Consider the following 18,755-nt stretch of genomic DNA (forward strand, 5'->3'; position numbering starts at 1 on the left):
CAAACGCCAAGGCCTCGCGCCTCGCGCCGCGCCCTGCACCGCGCCCTGCACCGCATGCCACGCCTGGCCCCGATAGCGCCCGCGCCGGGCTCGCACCGCGCCCTCGAGCGCCACCGCAGCGGGGCGCGTGTCAGGTCGCCCGCTGACCGGCGCGGCTATCGGGAGTCGGCGACGCGGATCGCTTCGCGTCGTGTGGCGACCCCGAGCTTGCGGTAAATCGCCCTGATGTGAGTCTTCACCGTCGGGTAGGCGATCGCGAGGTGGGCGGCGATCTCCTCCCCCGTTCGCGTGGTGCGGAGCTGGGTGAGGATCTCCCGTTCGCGCTTCGTGAGCATCCCCGATGCGAGCCGTGAGTGGGAGTCGCGCTGCGCGAATATCAGCTGGAGGAAGTCGTCGTGCTGCGAACCGCGATGCGCGTGCGCCGAGAGGAGGTCGCCAAGTGGGGCATGCGTCGACAGGAACGGCGTGAGGACGCCTTCGAGCGCTGCCATGCCGAGTGCGCGGTCGAGGTGCTCGTGAGCGAGCGGACCGCGCCCCGCCATCGCGCTCAGGCAGGCCGAGGTGACAAGGGAGCTCACCTGCGCGTAGCTTGGGGCGGCGGTCGCGGCGACGAGCTTCAGCGCCTGGCCTGCGAGCTCGCGTTCACCCAATCGCTCAAAGAGCGCGGCGAGTAGCGCGTGCGCAACGGGCGCTCCCGTGCGGGTGAGCGCTGGAGAGGCGATCTTCTTCGCGAGCGCGGGCTGCCCCTCCGCGTAGACAAGCCACCCAGAGGCGACGCCGCGGAGAATCCCCCACGGTACGCCGTGCTTGTCCGCAACGCTCACCCCTTGGAGGAGCTCGTGCGCCTCGCGGAATCGGTGCTGCCGATTCACTGCGACGAGACTCAGCGTGAGGTAGAGGCGCGCGTATGCCTCGAAATTGGTTCCGGGGCTGCCTGGCGACACGAGCGATCCGAGCAGCGTGATCGCGGTTTCGAAGTCGCCCCGCCAGTAGGCGATCGAACCGCGCGTCGAGTCGACGAGACCGCCCTCGAACAGGTCCCAGTCACTCGCCGATTCGCGAAGTGGGAGGCCGTCGAGGATCAGCGTCGCCTCACTGAAGAATCCCGCCTGCGCGAGAGCAAACGCGAGGTTCGCTTGTGCGAGTCTGTGCGTCTCTGGACGTGAGTGCAGCCGCGCTTCCTCGCTCGCCGAGCGGAGCAGGGCGATCGCCTCCCCGAGGTTTCTGCGCAGGCGTACCTCCGCCCACCCGAGTAGGAACAGTGCGGACGGGTAGTCGTCGTCGGGGCCGCAGGCCGAGAGCGCTTCGCGGGCCGAATCCGCTATCGCGGACTTCGTCGTGTTGTCTGGCGCGAGCAGCAGGTTCGTAAAGCACGCGACAAACTCACTCGTTTCGGGGCGCGAGCCCTGCCCGCGCAGGAATGCGGCGCCGTGGGTGTCGCCAGCAAGGTCCCTGCAGCAGGCACGGATGAGCAGCAGGTTCGGGTCGATCGGCTCTGGAAACTCGACGCACAGCTGCTCGAGCTCCGCCGTGTGCGATTCGAGGATCAGCCGGAGCCAGTGCCTCCTGAGGAGCGCCAATGCCGTCGCGGGCGCACCGGTCGTGAGCTCCTGTCGGATGGCATCGATCATGTCTCACAGAATAGTCCCGCGCCGCCCAGGGCGGAGCGACGCGCAGCGGGGGCTGGCGCGATCTCATCCGAAAAGGTTGAGACACTCCCCTCAGCATCAGCTATTCAATGACTATTGGTAGACGATGAATGAAACGATTCCTGGCCTTCACCGCGGCAACATCGGGCGCGAACTCCTCGCGGGCGTCACGCTCATAGCGATCGCGATCCCACTGAACATCGGCTACGCCCAGATCGCCGGCCTGCCCGCAACCGCCGGACTCTACGCACTCATCCTCCCAACGCTCGTCTGGGCATTCGTGACCTCGTCGCGACAGCTCGTCGTCTCCCCCGACGCGGCAGCAGCTGCCCTGGTCGCCTCATCGCTCGGCGGCCTCGCTGCAGCGGGCTCGGAGGACTATGCGACGATGGCCCTCGCCCAAGCGATCCTCTGCGGCGTGCTCTTCGCCGCAATGTCTGTGTTGAAGCTCGGTTTCCTAGCGAACTTCCTCTCAAAGCCCATCCTCATCGGCTTCGTCGGCGGCCTCGCCCTCGACATCCTCGTCTCGCAGCTCGCGAAAATGCTCGGCATTTCCCTCGCCCCAGGCGCCGAATTCGGCGAGAAAACCCTCGGCCTCGCGAGCGGCCTCGGCGACATCAATGTCCCGTCGGCGGCCATCGCTGCCGGTGGGGCCGCTATCCTCCTGCTCGGGAAGAGGGTCGCGCCGCTGGTGCCGTGGGCGCTCGGCGTGATGGTGCTTGCGACCGTGCTCGTAGTACTCACCGGGGCCGATGCTGCCGGCGTCAAGGTGCTCGGCGCCATTCCCGCTGGGCCCCCGGCGCTCACCTGGCCTGTGCTCGCGTGGCAGCAGTGGCTCGCCCTTGTTCCGTCGGCCATCGCGCTCACGCTCGTGACCTCCGCCGAGGGACTCCTCGTCGCCCGCTCATACGCCGAGAAGCGCGGCTACGCCACGCAGCCGAATCGAGACCTGCTCGCGCTCGGTGCCGCGAACATTGCGGCGGGAGCGAGCGGATCATTTGCGGTCGGCGCATCTACGAGCCGCACCGCAGCCATGGATCAGGCCGGCTCGCGCACCCAGCTCCCCGCACTCGTACTCGCCGCGGGGACGATCCTCTTTCTGCTCTTCGGAACCGCGCTGCTCGCGAGCATCCCCATGCCAGCGATTGGCGCAATCGTCGGTGTCGCTGTGCTCCCGCTGCTCGGTGTGTCGGAGTTCCGCTCGCTCTGGCGGCTATCGCCAAGCGAGTTCTGGATCGGGATCACGTGCTTCGTTGTCACCCTGTTCGTCGGCGCGATCGCGGGCATCCTTGTCGCGTTCGTGCTCGCCCTCATCAACCTCGCGCGCCGCGCGGCGCACCCCGCAATTGACGTGCTGTCGCAGGGCGGCGACCCCGCATCCTCCCTGCTGGAGGGCATCCCTGCTGCCCGTCTCGCCGGCGGGGACCCGCGAGCCGTGGGAAGCGACCCCGCCGCGGCAGGCCCAGGCTCAGTTGTCCGCAACGCACTCGGTGACGACGGCACGCTCGTCGTCCGCATGGCAGCGCCCCTCTTCTTTGCGAACGGCACGGTCTTCACATCCGCCGTCGAACGAGCGGTTGCCGGCGCCGGCGGCAAGACTGCGGTCCACAGGATCGTCATCGACATGGAGGCCGTCACCGACGTCGACGTCACGGCCGCGGAGGCGTTCACCGGGCTCCGCTCGTGGCTCGCGGCCGCGGGCATCGCCGTGAGCTTCAGCCGCGTCCGCGAGAGCGCGCGGGCGAGACTCGCGCACTTCGGTGTCGTGCAGCCGGGTGATGCGGTGTTCCCAACGAACCGCGCCGCCGTTGCGGGCCACAACACCACCGGAGCGACAGCCTCGCTCACTCCGCCATCCACCCCCGAAGGGACCTAACGTGCTCAACACCGTCATCGGCGAGGTGCTGCCGCTCACCCTCGCAATCGCCATCAGCCCCATAACGATCATCGCGGTAATCCTCATGCTGCTCTCACCCAACGCGAAGAGCGCGGGGCCGGGGTTCCTTCTCGGCTGGGTCGCTGGCGTCGCCGCACCCGTCACGATCTTCGTGCTCTTCGCGGGTCTCCTCCCGCAGCGCGCCGAGACTGGCGGCCCAGATGTCGCCCAGGCAATCGTGCACTTCGCCCTCGCTGCACTGCTGCTGCTGCTCGCGATCAAGGGGTGGCGCAGCCGCCCGAAGCCTGGCGAGGAGCCGACCCTACCGAAATGGATGGCGGCGATCGACTCGTTCACGTTTGGCAGGGCGCTCGGGCTCGGCCTCCTGCTATCGATCCCCCGCCCGAAGAACCTGCTCATCGCAGCCAGCGCAGGCGTCATCATCGGCGGCGCTGGGCTGCCAGCTGGCGAGGAAGCGATCGCCGCGACGGTCTTCGTGCTGTGCGCAGTATCAACCGTGCTCGTTCCGGTCGTCGCATTCTTCGTCGCCGCCGACCGCCTCCGCGGGCCGCTCGAGCAGCTCCACACCTGGCTCGCACGCGAGAACGCAGTAATTACGACCGTGCTGCTCAGCGTCATCTCAGTGGGCATGCTCGGTAAGGGCATCGCCGCGCTGTAACCACACCCCACACCGCCGGCCACCGCACCCGCGGGGCCGGACACCTACGAAAAGGAACACACATGGATTTCTGGGCAATGCTCAGCTGGATGCTCTGGGCCGTCATCTTCATCAGTTACCTGTTCGCGCTCTTCGCGATCATCAGCGATCTCTTCCGCGACCACACCCTCAACGGCTGGTGGAAGGCCGTCTGGGTGCTCTTCCTCATCTTCCTGCCGCTTGCCACGGCGCTCGTCTATCTCATCGCGCGCGGCAAGGGCATGTCGGAGCGCAGCGTCGCAGCGAACCGCGACGCTGAGGCGGCCGCCGCCGCCTACATTCGCCAGGTCGCGGGCCAGAGCCCAACCGACGAAATCGCCTCCGCTGCCGCCCTCCTCAGCGCGGGGTCGATCTCGCAGGCCGAGTTCGAGACGCTCAAGGCGAAGGCGCTCGCGTGACTCACATCGCTCACACGCGCGGGAGCGAATCCGCGTGCACGATCACACCCGTTTGTATCCCGTTCATTTCGAAAGGACAACACCGTGTCTGAGATCCCAGTCAACGTGAAAAACTTCAACCGAGCCGAGAGCGACCTCATGTTCTCGCGCCTCTCCACGGGTTTCGGCCTCGGCCAATGGAACCACACGTACGAGCTCAAGCCGCTCGACGACCAACCCATCATTCGACAGAACCGCGACACGCTGTACAGCAGCGTCGTCGTCGACGTGCGTGACGACGTCACAGTCACGCTCCCCGACGCTGGAGAGCGCTACATCTCGGTGTGGGTGCTCAGCCAGGATCACTACGGGCCGGTCATCCTCCGAGACGCGGGCGAGCACGTGCTCACACGCGAGCTCATCGGAAGCGACTACGCCGTGCTCGTCGTGCGCATCCTCGTCGACCCGTCGGATCCCGCAGACATTGCGGAGGTCAACAGGCTGCAAGACGCGCTCGGCCTCGTCGGCGGCGGCTCCGGCCCGTTCCCGCTTCCGGCGTACGAGGAGCACTCACAGACCGAGACTCGCGAGGCGATCCTCACCCTCGCCCGCGGAGTGAGCAAGTACGACCACTCCTTCGGCACGGAAGCAGAGGTCGAGCCCGTCATGCACCTGCTCGGCACCGCTTCGGGCTGGGGCGGCCTGCCCGAGTATGAGGCGACCTACATCAGCGTGAACGAGGAGCTGCCGGTGGCGGAGTACCGGCTGCGCCTCAAAGACGTTCCCGTCGACGCGTTCTGGTCGGTGTCGCTCTACAACGCGGCCGGCTATTTCGAAGAGAACGACCTCGGCGTGAACAGCATCAACAGCCTCACCGCAGTCAAGGATGGGGACGGCGGCGTCACGATCCGCTTCGGCCAGCAGCTCGAGGGTGTCGCGAACGCGCTCCCGATCATGCCGGGCTGGAACTACGTGCTGCGCCTGTACCGCCCGCGCCCCGAGGTACTCGACGGCACCTGGGTCGCGCCGCGGCCGGAGGCACTGTGAGCGGCGGCGTGTCGAGCCGCGGCCCGTCGAGCGGCGGCGTGAGCGGCGCAGTCGGTACGGGCGACGCCCGGGATGCGGGCGGTGCCCCGGATGCGGGCGATGCCCTGGATGCGAGCGGTTACGCGGATACGAGCGTCAAGGGGGCGAAGGCATCCCTAGGAATCACGATCCCGAGCGCGCCGAACCTGCGTGACCTCGGCGGAATCCCAACGGCGAGCGGGCCCGTGCGACACGGAAGGCTGTTCCGCTCTGCGACGCTCTCCTCGCTGAGTGACGCAGACGTCGCCGCCATCGCCCGCCTCGGGCAAAGCGATTCGGCTACGCGGAGCGGGTCGGCTAAGAATGGCGCCGACCGTTCAGGCCACGAAGAGCCGGGGCTCCGCGCAGTCTACGATCTGCGCACCTCGGCAGAGGCGGCTGCGGCGCCAGACCGCCTGCCTCCAGGCATTGCGCTCGTCCCACTCGACGTGCTCGCGGACAGCTCGCTGAGCGTCGCTGCGACCCTCGGCGACCTCCACAGCGATCCGCAAGGATTCGCCAAGACCCTCGAGGGCGGCAAAGCCGAGCGCTTGTTCGAGGACACCTACCGCGATCTCATTCGCCTCCCCTCTGCGCTTGGGGCGTACCGGGCGTTCGTGCTTGGCCTCACCGACGGGGATCGCGCGGGCGCTGCGCTGTTCCACTGCACTACGGGAAAGGATCGAACCGGCTGGGCAGCTGCGCTCGTGCTCGGCCTGCTCGGGGCCTCAGAGGAGCACATCTACGCGGACTACCTGCGCACGAACACCGACTTACTGCCGGCGCTCGAGCCCGTTATCGTGCAGCTCGGCGAACAGGGCATCGACCGGGAACTTCTGCTACCGGTGCTGGGAGTGCAGGCGAGCTATCTTGACGCGGCTTTTGCGCAGGTGCGCGAGCAGTTCGGGTCGCTTGAGCGTTACGCGCGGGATGGCCTCGGACTGAGCCCCCAGCAACTCGACGAGCTGCGGGTACGCCTCACTTAGCCTGCCAGCGCCAGCCAGCGCAGCGTTCCGTAGGGGATCTGCCGTAACACTGCCAAATTCGCGAGGTTTTCGCAGAGTTACGGCAGATCCCCTCGCTATTGCACGAACATGCGCGAACGCGCCTCGCAGCGCAGGCTCTTCGGGCGCCCGTGCGGTTGTCCGTGCGGTTGCACCTGCCCCCGCGTCCGCATTCGCCCCCGCACCCGCACCCGCACCCGCGTCAGGTTCCCCGGCAGTTGCAGTGAATACAGTGTCGTTGGCAGGAGCATGGGTGAGCACGCACCCGACTCACAGCCCGATCGCTACGACACCGCAGACCACAAGGGCGGCGGCCCCAAGCCGCAGCGCCGGATTGTTCTCGCCGGAGCGCAGCGCGCCGTAGAGTCCGACGAGCACCACACTTGTCTCGCGCATGGGCGCAACGAGCGACAGCGGCGCGATCATTGCTGCCGTGAGCACGAGAATATACGACAGCGGCGAGAGCACGCCAAACACGACGAGCCTCCGCCATTCCGCTCGCACCGTCCCGCGCATGCGCCGAATTGGTGCGAGCCCGCGCGCCCCCTCGGCGGCGAGCATCCCGCCGAACATCGCGGCCTGCGCAACGCTCGTGCCGACCATGAACGCGACTGGCGCGATCCCGAACTCGTTCACAACGAACACGTCCCAGATCGTGTAAACCGCGATCGCTACGCCGGTGAGCAGGCCGAAGGCGAGCGCGGGATCGATCCTCCCCCGTTTCGTGCGCGCAGCCCTCGCGGCGATGCTGCCCGGAGCTTTCCTTCCGATCAGCCCGAAGGCGCTCACGCCAACGATCACCAGTAGTACCCCACCGAGGGCAAGCCATCCGGGCCGCTCACCGAACAGCAGAATCGACACGAGCACGGTGAGCACGGGGGCGCTCCCACGCGCCGTCGCATAGACCGTGCTGAGATCGCCTGCCCGGTAGCCGCGCTGCAGCACAAGCAGGTACAGCACGTGGAGCACACCGGAGAGCACGACAGCGAGGACGAACGATCCGAGGCTTCCCTCACCTATGCCGCCGGTGAACGGCACAGCACACACCCAGATGGCGCTGCTGAATACCGCTCCCCAGAACAGAAACGGCAATCCAGAGTGACTGGACTTCGCGGCGACGATGTTCCATGCAGCGTGCGCGACCGCCGCGGCGAGCACCAGGCCAAGAGCCGTGAGCGTCATCAGGGCACGATCCGACTAGGCGTCGATGCGCTCGCGATCAAGGTCGTCGGCGTTCTCAATGATGAACTCCTTGCGGGGCGCGACATCGTTACCCATGAGCAGCTCGAACATCTGCGCCGCAGCGTGGGCGTCCTCAAGGCGAACGCGGCGCAGCGTGCGGTGCTGGCGGTCCATTGTCGTCTCCGCCAGCTGGTCAGCGTCCATCTCACCGAGACCCTTGTAGCGCTGGATCGGCTCCTGGTGCTTCTTGCCGCGCTTACGGAGATCGGCGAGCAGCGTCTGCAGCTCACGCTCGCTGTAGGTGTAGATCACATCGTTCGGCTTCCGCCCCGCGTTCTGCACGATGACACGGTGGAGCGGAGGCACGGCAGCGTAGACGCGGCCTGCCTCGAGCATCGGACGCATGTACCGGAAGAACAGCGTGAGCAGGAGGGTGCGAATGTGAGCGCCGTCGACGTCCGCGTCGCTCATGAGGATGACTTTCCCGTACCGCGCAGCTTCAAGGTCGAAGTCACGCCCGGAACCCGCGCCGATCACCTTGATGATCGCGCCGCATTCAGCGTTCGAGAGCATCTCAGCTAGCGATGCCTTCTGCACGTTGAGGATCTTGCCGCGAATCGGCAACAGCGCCTGGTATTCGCTATCGCGAGCGGGCTTTGCCGTGCCGAGGGCGCTGTCGCCCTCAACAATGAAGAGCTCGGAATTCGAGACGTCCTTCGACCTGCAGTCAATCAGCTTCGAAGGCAGCGAAGAGCTCTCGAGCGAGCTCTTGCGCCTGGCGGTGTCACGCTGGGTGCGCATCGCGATCCGAGACTTCATCTCGGAAACCATCTTCTCGAGCAGCGTGCCTGTCTGCGCCTTGTCGTGCTTCTTCGTTGACTCGTACCGTTCGGCAAGCGCGTGGGTCACCGACTTTGCGACGATCTGGCGAACAGCTGCGGTGCCGAGCACTTCCTTCGTCTGACCCTCGAACTGCGGCTCGGGTACACGAACGGTCACCACCGCGGTGAGGCCCGTGAGGATGTCGTCCTTATCAGGCTTGTCAGACCCCGCTTTGAGCTTTCGGGCGTTCGTCTCAATCTGCTTCCGGAAGAACTTCGTGAGACCCTGCTCGAATCCAGCGAGGTGCGTCCCGCCCTTCGGCGTCGAGATGATGTTCACGAAGCTCTGGATCTCCGTGTCATACCCCGTGCCCCAGCGCATCGCGATATCAACTTCGCATTCGCGTTCGACCTCACGTGAGACAAGATGGCCCGTCGCTTCGTCCATCACGGGCACGGTCTCGGTGAACTTCCCGGAATCGCTCACCCGCCAGGTGTCCGTCACAGGTGCATCAACAGCAAGGAAGTTCACGAACTCGGCAATGCCGCCGTCATAGCTAAAACTGTGGAGGGCTGGAGCCCCAGACTCGTCGAGAGACTCCGTGCGCTGATCCTCGATCTCAATCGCGAGCCCCGTCACCAGGAAGGCGGTCTGACGCGCCCGTGCGACGAGCGCATCTGCTTCGAACCTCGCAGTTGACAGGAAGATCTGCGGGTCCGCCCAGTACCGCACCCTGGTGCCGGTGACGCCCTTCTTGACCTTGCCAATCGAGCGGAGCTCCGTCGCGCGATCGAAAGGCGTAAACGGGCTATCTGGCCCCTCGCCAGCGAACTCGCCAGGCTCACCGTGGCGGAACGACATCGCCCAGGTCTTACCGTCTCGATCGACCTCGACGTCGAGCCGCGAAGACAGGGCGTTCACAACCGAGGCGCCAACACCGTGCAGGCCGCCGGAGGACGCGTATCCCCCGCCACCAAATTTTCCGCCTGCGTGCAGCTTCGTGAAAACGAGTTCAACGCCGCTCAATCCGCTCCGCGGTTCAATGTCCACTGGAACGCCGCGCCCGTCATCGGCAACGGTGACGCTTCCGTCTGCGTGCAGTGTGATCCGGATGCTGCTGCCGTGCCCCGCAAGCGCCTCATCGACAGAGTTGTCAATGATCTCCCAGAGGCAGTGCATCAGACCACGAGAATCCGTCGTGCCGATGTACATGCCGGGGCGTTTGCGCACCGCTTCGAGGCCCTCGAGTACGGTGAGGTGCCTGGCGGAGTAACTAGATTCAGCCACGTGAAAGAACCTGCTTTCTTGAAGACTCCCCCACTGTAGGGCACAGCACCGACAGAGCCTGTGATCCAGCCCGGCGAGTGCCAACACCGTACCCCGTTCGGGTGCCCCTCCGGCCTAAACCGTACGCGGACAGCGAAACGGTGCAGCTAAACAGCCAATATCCGACGATGTGATGGTTGGATAGAAGCAATTGATCTACCGGGAGGTGGCCATGAGCACACTCGAACACACCGCTGAAGTAGCGGAAGCCGCACCAGCGGATCGTCCGCTCAGTGGACTTGACCGCTGCGACAGCTGCGGTGCACAGGCGTACGTACGCGCCACGCTGAGCGGCAGCGAGCTGCTGTTCTGCGCCCACCACGCAGCAAAGCACGAGGCGAAGCTTCGCCCGATGGCCGAGGCGTGGCACGACGAGAGCCACAAGCTCACGGCGTAGATCGCTCGTCCCGCGAACGGGGGCGTCGCTGGCTCAGGCCGGCGGCGCCCCCTTTCTGTGCGCTTCTGCTCGCGGTTGGCTGGCGCGCTAGCCGCCAAGCGGGGCCTCGCCGGGGGCCGACGGCGGGTAGACCGCGTTGAAGGCCTCGACCCAGTGTGCGGTGTCGGCCTCGCAGAGGTAGCTCACGCCCGTGATCATCTTCGCCGCGGTGTTCCGCTCACCTACGCGGCGCTCCTCGCCCGTGACTTCCGCTGGCAGCATCGCTTGGAACAGCGGGCTCGATCCGACGTGGACGATGAGGGTGTCCTGGGTGACCCGGTGTCCCTGCAGGATCGATGTCTCGCAGGCGTCCATCGCGAGCGCAAGATACGTTGACTCGGCCTCGGCGCTCCACGTCTGCCCTTGCGATTCGACGAAGGCCTTCTCCCGCCCGATGAATTCCTTCTGGGCGTCGGTCTGCGCGACAAGCGGGGTGCCGTCGAGCGGCATGCCCTGATCGGCGATGAACTGGTCGCGTTCGGCAAGCGCCGCCTCGAAGTCGACGGGCCCGTCCTCGAAGCCCTCCGAGGTTTCCGCTCCCGGGGCGGGCTTCTTCGCCGGCGCCTCTGGCGTGACTTTGCTCGAGGCCTTGGGGTCGGGCGCGGCATCCGGCGCCGAGCAGGCGGAGAGCATGAGGCCCGCTGCGAGCACGGAGCTCGTCAGCGCGATCGTTCGACGGATGGTGATTGGCATGTCGGCTCCTTCGGGGGATATTGGGCTCGGGGCACACGCGGCGCACTGCGTGGCTTGACCGCAGTCAAGCGTCGGGACGCTGATAGGAACGACACGGATACGAACCCAGTCTAAGCACGCCCGCGGCGGTCACCACGGATCCCTCGGCCGGTCGCCCGCATCTCCCGTGGACCGCTGATGGGTCGCCTGCGCACAAAACACCTGTGGCCCGACAGTGAGTGTCGGGGCCACAGGTGTGGTGCGAGGGAATCCCCGCGGGAGTACCTGACGGTCTAGTCGAGGTAGTCGCGCAGCTGCTGGCTGCGTGACGGGTGGCGAAGCTTCGCCATTGTCTTCGACTCGATCTGGCGAATACGCTCACGCGTCACGCCGAAGGTATCGCCAATCTGGTCCAGGGTCTTCGGCATACCGTCGCCAAGGCCAAAGCGCATCTTGATAACGCCTGCCTCGCGCTCCGACAGCGAATCGAGCAGCTGCTCAAGCTGCTGCTGCAGCATCGTGAAGCCGACTGCGTCGGCAGGCACGATCGCCTCGGTGTCCTCGATGAGGTCGCCGAACTCGCTGTCGCCGTCTTCGCCAAGCGGGGTATGCAGCGAAATCGGCTCGCGGCCGTACTTCTGCACCTCGATGACCTTTTCGGTGGTCATGTCGAGCTCGCGGCTCAACTCCTCAGGAGTCGGCTCGCGGCCGAGATCCTGCAGCATCTGACGCTGCACGCGCGCCAGCTTGTTGATGACTTCAACCATGTGCACCGGGATACGGATGGTGCGAGCCTGATCGGCCATTGCGCGGGTGATTGCCTGGCGGATCCACCACGTCGCGTAGGTCGAGAACTTGAAGCCCTTGGTGTAGTCGAACTTCTCGACTGCACGGATGAGGCCGAGGTTACCCTCCTGGATGAGGTCAAGGAACTGCATGCCGCGGCCCGTGTAGCGCTTCGCGAGCGATACAACGAGACGAAGGTTCGCTCCGAGCAGGTGGCTCTTTGCGCGCTGCCCGTCACGGGCAACCCACTTGAGCTCACGCTCAAGCTTCTTGGGGAGCCCCTTCTCGGTTCCGAGCTTCTCTTCCGCGAAGAGTCCAGCCTCGATACGCATCGCAAGCTCGACCTCCTCAGCGGCGTTGAGGAGCGCGACCTTGCCGATCTGCTTCAGGTAATCCTTGACAGGGTCGGCGGTGGCGCCGGGGATCGCCGTCGTTACCGTCGGCACATCCTCTTCGTCACCGGCCTTGAGCACGATCGCGCCGGTCGGGAGCGGCTCGCGAAGCTCTGCTGCTGGCTGATCTTCCTCTGCCTGCTCGTCCGCGTCAGTTGCTTCGACCTCATCAGAAGTATCGATGAGGTCTTCGGCAGCCTTCTTTGCGCGCGTAGCTGGCTTGCGAGCCGGAGCCTTCTTTGCTGGAGCCTTCGCTGCCGGCTCCTCTGCTGCTGTCGTCTTCTTCGCCGAAGCTGCCTTGGTAGGTGCCTTTGCTGCTGCCGTCTTTGCCGCGGTGGTCTTCGCCGCAGCAGTCTTCTTGGCAGGGGCCTTCGTACTCGAGGCCTTCTCTGCGGTGGTCTTCGCTGCCGACGCGGTCTTCTGAGCTGGAGCGTTTGTAGCGGGCGTTTCGGCCGCGCTCTGCTCCTCGCTCTCAGCCGTCTTCGCCGCGCGAGTCTTGGTCGTTGTCGCTGCTGCCACGCAACTTCCTCTCAGATCTCGTCGGTGTGCATCCCAAAAACTGCGCACACCATGAAAACCCATGTCAAGCCCGCGGTATTCCCGCGACGATTGAAATGGGTTCGTAGGGTCTATTATTGCATGCCTTGGCCGTCGTTCGGTTCAGGTCCCTGATTGCGCTCCGCTAAGAAGCGTTCAAGCTCACTCGCCAACTGGTCTGCCGTTGGCATAGCGCCGTCCTCACCAAGGAGCGACACGCGCTCCCCCTGAGCCTCGACGTACTTGTCAAAGCGGAGCTCGAGGTTCACGAGCATCTCGCGCGATTCGTCATTCTCCGCGATCTGCCGATCCACCTGCGCGCGGAATTCGCGTGCGCGCTCCCGCGCCTCATCCGTCGCGAACAGCAGCCCGGTAGCGGCCATGATGTTGTCGAGCGCGGTACTCAAGAGTTCTGGGTACTCGTTATTTGCAAGGTAGTGGGGAACGAGGTGCGAGAAGCCAACAACTTCCTCACCGACACCGTGCAATCGGTACTCAAGCACGTGCACGATGCTCGCTGGCAAACGGGTTGTCGGCTTCCACACTGAACGCTCGATGAGGTCTTCGCGCGAACCACTCACCGTCCCAACAATGGGCCTGGTGTGCGGCACGGGCATCGGTATGGCCTGTACCCACGCGGTGATGGAGACCTCGAACTCGTGCACGAGGAGCAGCACCGCATCAACGAAGGACTCCCACTTGAAGTCGGGCTCGTATCCGGAGAGCAGTAGGAACGGTGCCCCGAGCTCATCCTGCGCGAGGCTGAGCACGAGCTCCTCAGGACTGTAATCCGTGAAGTGGTCCTCGTTGAAGGTAATGAGGGGACGACGCGCGCGGTAATCGAACAGCTGATCCGAGTCGAATCGGACGATCTCCTCGGGTTTGCACCGCTCCCAGAGATATTGCTCGAGCTGCGAGACTGCGTTGCCTGCGTCACTCGCGCCGGAAAGCGCGACAATGAGCGGGAGGCCCTTCGCGACACTCGCGCGGCGCTCCTCGTAGACGGCTGAGAAGAGAGATTCGGTCACATCATCATTGTACGAAAATCACCACGAAACGGGCCGAAATGCGCGACAAGCGAACACACAAGGTTCCGCTCCGGGAGATTCTGAGAAGTAGTAGGCTAAACGATGCGCACCGCATACCGCGCGGATCAGGCACAGGACACACAAAACCGAGGGAGACCCCACTTGGCCGAGCACCAGTTTGACATCGTAGTTCTTGGTGGCGGAAGCGCCGGATACGCCACCGCAGTCCGAGCAACCCAACTCGGCATGACGGCGGCGATCATTGAGAAGGACAAGCTCGGAGGCACATGCCTCCACCGCGGCTGTGTTCCGACGAAGGCACTTCTCCACTCCGCCGAGGTTGCAGACGTTGCGCGCGAAGGCGCCACGTATGGCATTAACTCCAGCGTTGAGTCGATTGACATCGCAGCAGTGAACAGTTTCCGAGAGAAGCTGGTTTCCAGCAAGTTCAAGGGCCTGCAGGGGCTCATCAAGGCAAACGGCATCACGGTATTCGCCGGCGAAGGCCGCCTCTCAGCCGCAAACACCGTTCAGGTCGGTGACGACACCGTCGTCGGCAAGAACGTCATCCTCGCCTCAGGGTCCTACTCACGCTCACTCCCCGGCCTCGAGCTCGGCGGACGCGTCATCACCAGCGAGCACGCGCTCGAGCTGCAGGAGATCCCGAGCAAGGTCATCGTCCTCGGCGGCGGCGTCATTGGCGTTGAGTTCGCCAGCGTATGGCGTTCGTTCGGCGCAGACGTCACCATCGTTGAGGGCCTCCCGCACCTCGTCCCCAACGAGGAGGAGTCGGTCTCGAAGCAGCTTGAGCGGGCATTCCGCAAGCGCGGCATCGACTACAAGCTCGGCGTCCGTTTCCAGGGCGTCACTCAGGACGACTCCAGCGTGACAGTCACCCTCGAGGATGGCACGACCCTCACCGCCGATTACCTCCTCGTGGCTGTTGGCCGCGGCCCGGCAACGCAGGGGCTCGGCTACGAAGAAGCAGGGATCGAGATGGATCGCGGCTTCGTGCTCACGAACGAGCGCCTCGCTACAAACGTCGCCGGCGTCTACGCGGTTGGCGACATCGTTCCCGGCCTGCAGCTCGCGCACCGCGGCTACCAGCAGGGAATCTTCGTCGCGGAGGAAATCGCCGGCCTGAACCCGGTGGTCGTCGCTGACGTGAACATCCCGAAGGTCACCTACTGCGACCCCGAGATTGCATCGGTCGGTCTCACGGAGGCGAAGGCTGCTGAGAAGTACGGCGCTGAGAACATCTCCGCGTACGAGTACAACCTTGCTGGCAACGCCAAGAGCTCGATCCTTGGCACCGCAGGAACGGTCAAGGCGGTTCGCCTGAACGACGGCCCAGTCCTCGGCGTGCACATGATCGGCGCCCGCGTCGGCGAGCTCGTCGGCGAGGCGCAGCTCATCGTGAACTGGGAAGCCTACCCGGAGGATGTCGCACCGTTCATCCACGGGCACCCGACCCAGAACGAGACGATCGGCGAGGCAATGCTCAAGCTCGCCGGCAAGCCACTGCACGCCATCTGAGCGCGGCGTCACAAGCTAGTTACAAAGAATCTTTAGAAGGAGAATCACGATGAGTGAATCGGTAGTCCTCCCCGCGCTGGGCGAGAGCGTCACCGAGGGGACGGTGACCCGCTGGCTGAAGCAGGTCGGGGAGACCGTGGCGGTCGACGAGCCGCTGCTCGAGGTCTCGACCGACAAGGTGGATACCGAGGTACCGTCGCCGGTAGCTGGTGTGGTCGAGGAGATCCTCGTACAGGAAGATGAGACCGCTGAGGTCGGCGCTGTGCTTGCACGCATCGGCGACGGAAGCGGCGCAGGCGATGCTCCCGCAGCCCCGGCAGAGGCCGCTCCGGCAGCCGAGCCCGCACCCGCAGCCGAGCCCGCACCCGCAGCCGAGCCCGCTCCCGCAGCGGAGCCCGCACCTGCAGAGGCTGCAGCACCTGCCGCGGCCGAGAGCGGCGACGCACAGGACGTCGTACTCCCCTCGCTCGGCGAATCGATCACCGAGGGAACCGTGACGCGGTGGCTCAAGGAGATCGGTGACAGCGTTGAGGTCGATGAGCCTCTCCTCGAGGTATCGACCGACAAGGTCGACACCGAGGTACCCTCGCCCGTAGCTGGTGTGCTCCAGGAGCAGCTCGTTGGCGAAGACGAGACCGTCGAGGTCGGAGGCGTGCTCGCACGCATCGGTAGCGGCCAGCCCGCTGCGCAGTCCAACGAGGCCCCTGCAGAACCAGCGCAGGCTCCGGCAGCCGCTGCAGCACCAGCTGCGCCAGCCACGCCGGCGCCCGCTCCTGCTGCGGCAGAGGCTCCGGCAGCACCGGCTCCGGCAGCACCGGCTCCTGCTGCACAGGCAGCACCGGCCCCTGCGGCTGCACCGGCACCCGCTGCACCGGCAGAGGCCGCTCCCGCGGCTGAGGCTGGCGGCTACGTCACCCCGATCGTGCGCAAGCTCGCGAACGAAAAGGGCGTCGACCTTTCGACCGTCACCGGAACCGGTGTCGGCGGCCGCATCCGCAAGGAAGACGTGCTCGCAGCCGCGGCTGCAACCCCGGCCGCTTCTGCTGCGCCTGCTGCTCCGGCGAAGGCCGAGCGCGTCGTCTCCGAGCTTCGTGGCACGACGCAGAAGATGAGCCGCCTGCGCAAGGTTGTTTCGGAGCGCGCCGTCGCCTCGATGCAGCAGACCGCACAGCTCACCACCTTCGTGAAGGTCGACGTGACGCGCGTTGCGCAGCTGCGTCAGGCGAAGAAGGATGAGTTCTTTGCAAAGACTGGCTCGAAGCTCTCCTTCCTGCCGTTCTTCGCGGTTGCTGCCGCCGAAGCGCTGCAGTCACACCCGGTGATCAACGCTACTGTCGAGGGCGATTCGATCGTCTACCCGGCGAGCGAGAACATCAGCATCGCCGTCGACACTGAGCGCGGCCTGCTTGCGCCTGTGCTCCGTGACGCGGCGACGAAGGACATCGCGCAGATCTCGGGCGAGGTTGCTGATCTGGCAGCGCGCACCCGCGACAACAAGCTCACACCTGACGAGCTCAGTGGCGGAACCTTCACGCTCACGAACACCGGCTCGCGTGGCGCACTGTTCGACACTCCGCTCGTGTTCCTCCCGCAGTCTGCGATCCTCGGAACCGGCGTGGTCTTCAAGGAGGCCGGCGTGGTTTCGACCCCAGAGGGCGACTCGATCGCGATCCGTTCGGCCGTCTACCTTGCGCTCTCGTACGATCACCGCATCGTTGATGGCGCCGACGCAGCTCGCTTCCTCACTCAGATGAAGCAGCGTCTCGAAGAGGGCGACTTCACCGCCGATCTCGGCATCTAGCAGCATCAGTGGCGGGTCCCGCGCGCATCACGCGCGTGGGGCCCGCCTTTTGCGTTCCCCGCTGAGCCGTCGCACTGTGTCGCCGGTCGGCGCGACCGGCGTGATGAGTGCGGTGACCTCGTGGGTGAGCGTCTCCTCAGCGAGCCCGCCGCTCCACTCAGGGGCCTCAGCGAGAAACTCTGCGGCCGCACGGAACCCGTCGAGTAGGTAGGCCTGCTCCCCCTGTCTCCCCCAGGCAGCGGCGAGCCGCTCGAGTTCAGCGAGTGCTACCCCGAACCCGGAGCACCCCCGGTCGTGGCGGAGCCTGGCGTGTGTGGCGGCCATTGCGCCTGCGGCGTAGCGTTGCCTCGTGCGCTGAGGCGCCTGATGCAAGAAGAGTAGCTCACGTGAGCCCGGGCCTGTGCGCGCGTATCTGGCGCCAGCCTCGTGCTCGATCCGCAGCCCGTGCGTGAGCGACTCGCCGAGGCACGCCCCGCGCGCTCGAACTTCGATTCCCCGTGCGCACACCAAAAGCAGGAGGTGGGCGAGCTGCGCCGCAGGAAGGTCAGGCCCCGCCGTTCGGCGTTGCGCGGAGCGGCCTGGGCGGAGTTGGAGTGGCTGCATGGGCCAGATCCTCCCAGCATCGGCCTCGCCCGTGGCGCGAGTGCGGCTCCCGGTGGAGAGTGTTCGGCCCTTCGCCAGGTCGACGGGCGTGTGGAGAACGCCTTCGGCGCTGTAGAGGGCGTCCGCAACACGACTTTCACAGTTCGGCCCTCAAATACGAGACGTTGCGCCCCTAGCCGTGATTCGCTGACCGCGAACGGCCGCGCTTGTGTCACCCTGGTCGCCAGGACGCGGTACGATGGAAGGTATGGCAGAGGCGAAGCAGAAGTCCCCGGGTCGCATCAAGCAGATGGTGCAGGTGTATCACAACACCCGTAAGCACGATCGGATGTTGACCCCGCTCATGCTGCTGTCGTTCGTCGGCCCGATTGTTGCCGCCGTACTGCTCGCATGGCTACTTCCTGGGAACTGGTTTAGCTGGATCCTCTGGCCGCTTACCGGCGTGCTCGCCGGGCTCCTCATCGCGATGATCGTGCTTGGTCGCCGCGCTGAAGCAGTCGCGTACAGCCAGATTGAGGGACGCCCGGGCGCCGTTGGCGCGATCGTGCAGAGCGCGCTTCGCCGCAGCTGGCGCGGGTCAGAGGTTCCCGTGGCGATGACACGGCAGCAAGACGCCGTCTACCGGGTTATTGGCCGTGGTGGCGTTGTGCTCATCTCTGAGGGCTCGCTGCAGCGCACTCAGCGGATCGCTCAGGACGAGGAGCGCAAGCTCAAGCGCGCGATCTCGAATGTGCCGATCACGCACATGTACGTTGGCGAGGATGAGGGCGCAGTCGCGTTACCGAAGCTGTCAAAGGAACTGCAGAAGCTCAAGCGCGTCCTCAATCGCAACGAGATTGCAGCGGTCTACAACCGCCTGTCCTCGCTGCAGTCGAGCCCCGTTGGCATCCCGAAGGGCATTGACCCGAATCGTGTCCGCGCTCAGCGTCCCCGCTAAGCAGTCGC

The 18,755-nt window shown here is 65.7% G+C and carries 16 protein-coding genes; 9 read left to right on the plus strand and 7 right to left on the minus strand.

Features of this window, described 5'->3' with window-relative positions; translation table 11 throughout:
• Positions 1–155: 155 nt before the first annotated feature.
• Positions 156–1,631: a LuxR C-terminal-related transcriptional regulator gene (locus tag SD72_RS18170; protein WP_042543440.1), complete on the minus strand. Its 1,476-nt coding sequence runs from the start codon at positions 1,629–1,631 to the stop codon at positions 156–158.
• A 124-nt stretch (positions 1,632–1,755) separates the two neighbouring features.
• Between SD72_RS18170 and SD72_RS05485 the strand changes: the two genes are divergently transcribed.
• The 5 genes from SD72_RS05485 (at position 1,756) to SD72_RS05505 (ending at position 6,671) form a co-directional block, all read left to right on the plus strand.
• Positions 1,756–3,525, plus strand: a complete 1,770-nt coding sequence (locus SD72_RS05485) for a SulP family inorganic anion transporter (protein ID WP_042543441.1) — start codon at positions 1,756–1,758, stop codon at positions 3,523–3,525.
• Between the two features lies 1 nt (position 3,526).
• Positions 3,527–4,204 carry a GAP family protein gene (locus SD72_RS05490; RefSeq protein ID WP_042543442.1) on the plus strand — a complete coding sequence of 226 codons (678 nt, stop codon included), beginning with the start codon at positions 3,527–3,529 and terminating at the stop codon, positions 4,202–4,204.
• Between the two features lie 62 nt (positions 4,205–4,266).
• Positions 4,267–4,641, plus strand: coding sequence for a PLDc N-terminal domain-containing protein (locus SD72_RS05495; protein ID WP_042543443.1), 375 nt, complete (start codon positions 4,267–4,269; stop codon positions 4,639–4,641).
• Positions 4,642–4,725: 84 nt separating this feature from the next.
• The gene (locus SD72_RS05500) at positions 4,726–5,667 is read left to right on the plus strand and encodes a DUF1214 domain-containing protein (protein WP_042543444.1); all 942 of its coding nucleotides are present in this window, start codon (positions 4,726–4,728) and stop codon (positions 5,665–5,667) included.
• Entirely contained in the window at positions 5,664–6,671 is a 1,008-nt protein-coding gene (locus SD72_RS05505; RefSeq protein ID WP_198141879.1) for a tyrosine-protein phosphatase, read from the plus strand. Before SD72_RS05500 ends, SD72_RS05505 begins: the two co-directional genes overlap by 4 nt.
• Positions 6,672–6,959: 288 nt before the next feature.
• Here the strand turns inward: SD72_RS05505 and SD72_RS05510 are convergent, their stop codons facing one another.
• Both SD72_RS05510 and SD72_RS05515 read right to left on the minus strand, forming a co-directional pair.
• Complete coding sequence (locus SD72_RS05510; protein ID WP_042543445.1) at positions 6,960–7,871, minus strand: EamA family transporter; 912 nt, start codon at positions 7,869–7,871, stop codon at positions 6,960–6,962.
• A gap of 15 nt (positions 7,872–7,886) precedes the next feature.
• Entirely contained in the window at positions 7,887–9,980 is a 2,094-nt protein-coding gene (locus SD72_RS05515) for a DNA gyrase/topoisomerase IV subunit B (RefSeq protein WP_042543446.1), read from the minus strand.
• 211 nt (positions 9,981–10,191) lie between these two features.
• Between SD72_RS05515 and SD72_RS05520 the strand changes: the two genes are divergently transcribed.
• Positions 10,192–10,416 carry a DUF7455 domain-containing protein gene (locus tag SD72_RS05520; RefSeq protein ID WP_042543447.1) on the plus strand — a complete coding sequence of 75 codons (225 nt, stop codon included), beginning with the start codon at positions 10,192–10,194 and terminating at the stop codon, positions 10,414–10,416.
• A gap of 87 nt (positions 10,417–10,503) precedes the next feature.
• On the opposite strand, the gene SD72_RS05525 is transcribed toward SD72_RS05520, so the two are convergent.
• The 3 genes from SD72_RS05525 to SD72_RS05535 form a co-directional block, all read right to left on the minus strand.
• Positions 10,504–11,148 (minus strand): hypothetical protein, encoded by a 645-nt coding sequence (locus SD72_RS05525; protein ID WP_042543448.1) that lies wholly within the window; start codon positions 11,146–11,148, stop codon positions 10,504–10,506.
• Positions 11,149–11,420: 272 nt separating this feature from the next.
• Positions 11,421–12,887 (minus strand): RNA polymerase sigma factor, encoded by a 1,467-nt coding sequence (locus tag SD72_RS05530; RefSeq protein ID WP_157000471.1) that lies wholly within the window; start codon positions 12,885–12,887, stop codon positions 11,421–11,423.
• 50 nt (positions 12,888–12,937) lie between these two features.
• Positions 12,938–13,870 carry a proteasome assembly chaperone family protein gene (locus tag SD72_RS05535; protein ID WP_042543450.1) on the minus strand — a complete coding sequence of 311 codons (933 nt, stop codon included), beginning with the start codon at positions 13,868–13,870 and terminating at the stop codon, positions 12,938–12,940.
• Between the two features lie 162 nt (positions 13,871–14,032).
• On the opposite strand from SD72_RS05535, the gene lpdA reads away from it, so the two are divergent.
• Positions 14,033–15,406, plus strand: a complete 1,374-nt coding sequence (lpdA, locus tag SD72_RS05540) for a dihydrolipoyl dehydrogenase (RefSeq protein ID WP_042543451.1) — start codon at positions 14,033–14,035, stop codon at positions 15,404–15,406.
• A 49-nt stretch (positions 15,407–15,455) separates the two neighbouring features.
• On the plus strand, positions 15,456–17,207 hold the full coding sequence (sucB, locus tag SD72_RS05545) for a 2-oxoglutarate dehydrogenase, E2 component, dihydrolipoamide succinyltransferase (RefSeq protein ID WP_042543452.1): 1,752 nt from the start codon (positions 15,456–15,458) through the stop codon (positions 17,205–17,207).
• A gap of 27 nt (positions 17,208–17,234) precedes the next feature.
• On the opposite strand, the gene SD72_RS05550 is transcribed toward sucB, so the two are convergent.
• On the minus strand, positions 17,235–17,810 hold the full coding sequence (locus SD72_RS05550) for a hypothetical protein (protein WP_042543453.1): 576 nt from the start codon (positions 17,808–17,810) through the stop codon (positions 17,235–17,237).
• A 247-nt stretch (positions 17,811–18,057) separates the two neighbouring features.
• On the opposite strand from SD72_RS05550, the gene SD72_RS05555 reads away from it, so the two are divergent.
• Positions 18,058–18,747 (plus strand): DUF4191 domain-containing protein, encoded by a 690-nt coding sequence (locus SD72_RS05555; RefSeq protein WP_042543454.1) that lies wholly within the window; start codon positions 18,058–18,060, stop codon positions 18,745–18,747.
• Positions 18,748–18,755: the final 8 nt, after the last annotated feature.

The organism is Leucobacter komagatae, assembly GCF_000834055.1.
Taxonomy (GTDB): domain Bacteria; phylum Actinomycetota; class Actinomycetes; order Actinomycetales; family Microbacteriaceae; genus Leucobacter; species Leucobacter komagatae_A.

Bases quoted from the DNA above. Each gene is read 5' to 3' on its own strand.
- SD72_RS18170 (WP_042543440.1), bottom strand. From the start codon at position 1,631: ATGATCGATGCCATCCGACAGGAGCTCACGACCGGTGCGCCCGCGACG.
- SD72_RS05485 (WP_042543441.1), top strand. From the start codon at position 1,756: ATGAATGAAACGATTCCTGGCCTTCACCGCGGCAACATCGGGCGCGAA.
- SD72_RS05495 (WP_042543443.1), top strand. From the start codon at position 4,267: ATGGATTTCTGGGCAATGCTCAGCTGGATGCTCTGGGCCGTCATCTTC.
- SD72_RS05510 (WP_042543445.1), bottom strand. From the start codon at position 7,871: ATGACGCTCACGGCTCTTGGCCTGGTGCTCGCCGCGGCGGTCGCGCAC.
- SD72_RS05520 (WP_042543447.1), top strand. From the start codon at position 10,192: ATGAGCACACTCGAACACACCGCTGAAGTAGCGGAAGCCGCACCAGCG.
- SD72_RS05525 (WP_042543448.1), bottom strand. From the start codon at position 11,148: ATGCCAATCACCATCCGTCGAACGATCGCGCTGACGAGCTCCGTGCTC.
- SD72_RS05530 (WP_157000471.1), bottom strand. From the start codon at position 12,887: ATGGGTTTTCATGGTGTGCGCAGTTTTTGGGATGCACACCGACGAGAT.
- sucB (WP_042543452.1), top strand. From the start codon at position 15,456: ATGAGTGAATCGGTAGTCCTCCCCGCGCTGGGCGAGAGCGTCACCGAG.
- SD72_RS05550 (WP_042543453.1), bottom strand. From the start codon at position 17,810: ATGCAGCCACTCCAACTCCGCCCAGGCCGCTCCGCGCAACGCCGAACG.
- SD72_RS05555 (WP_042543454.1), top strand. From the start codon at position 18,058: ATGGCAGAGGCGAAGCAGAAGTCCCCGGGTCGCATCAAGCAGATGGTG.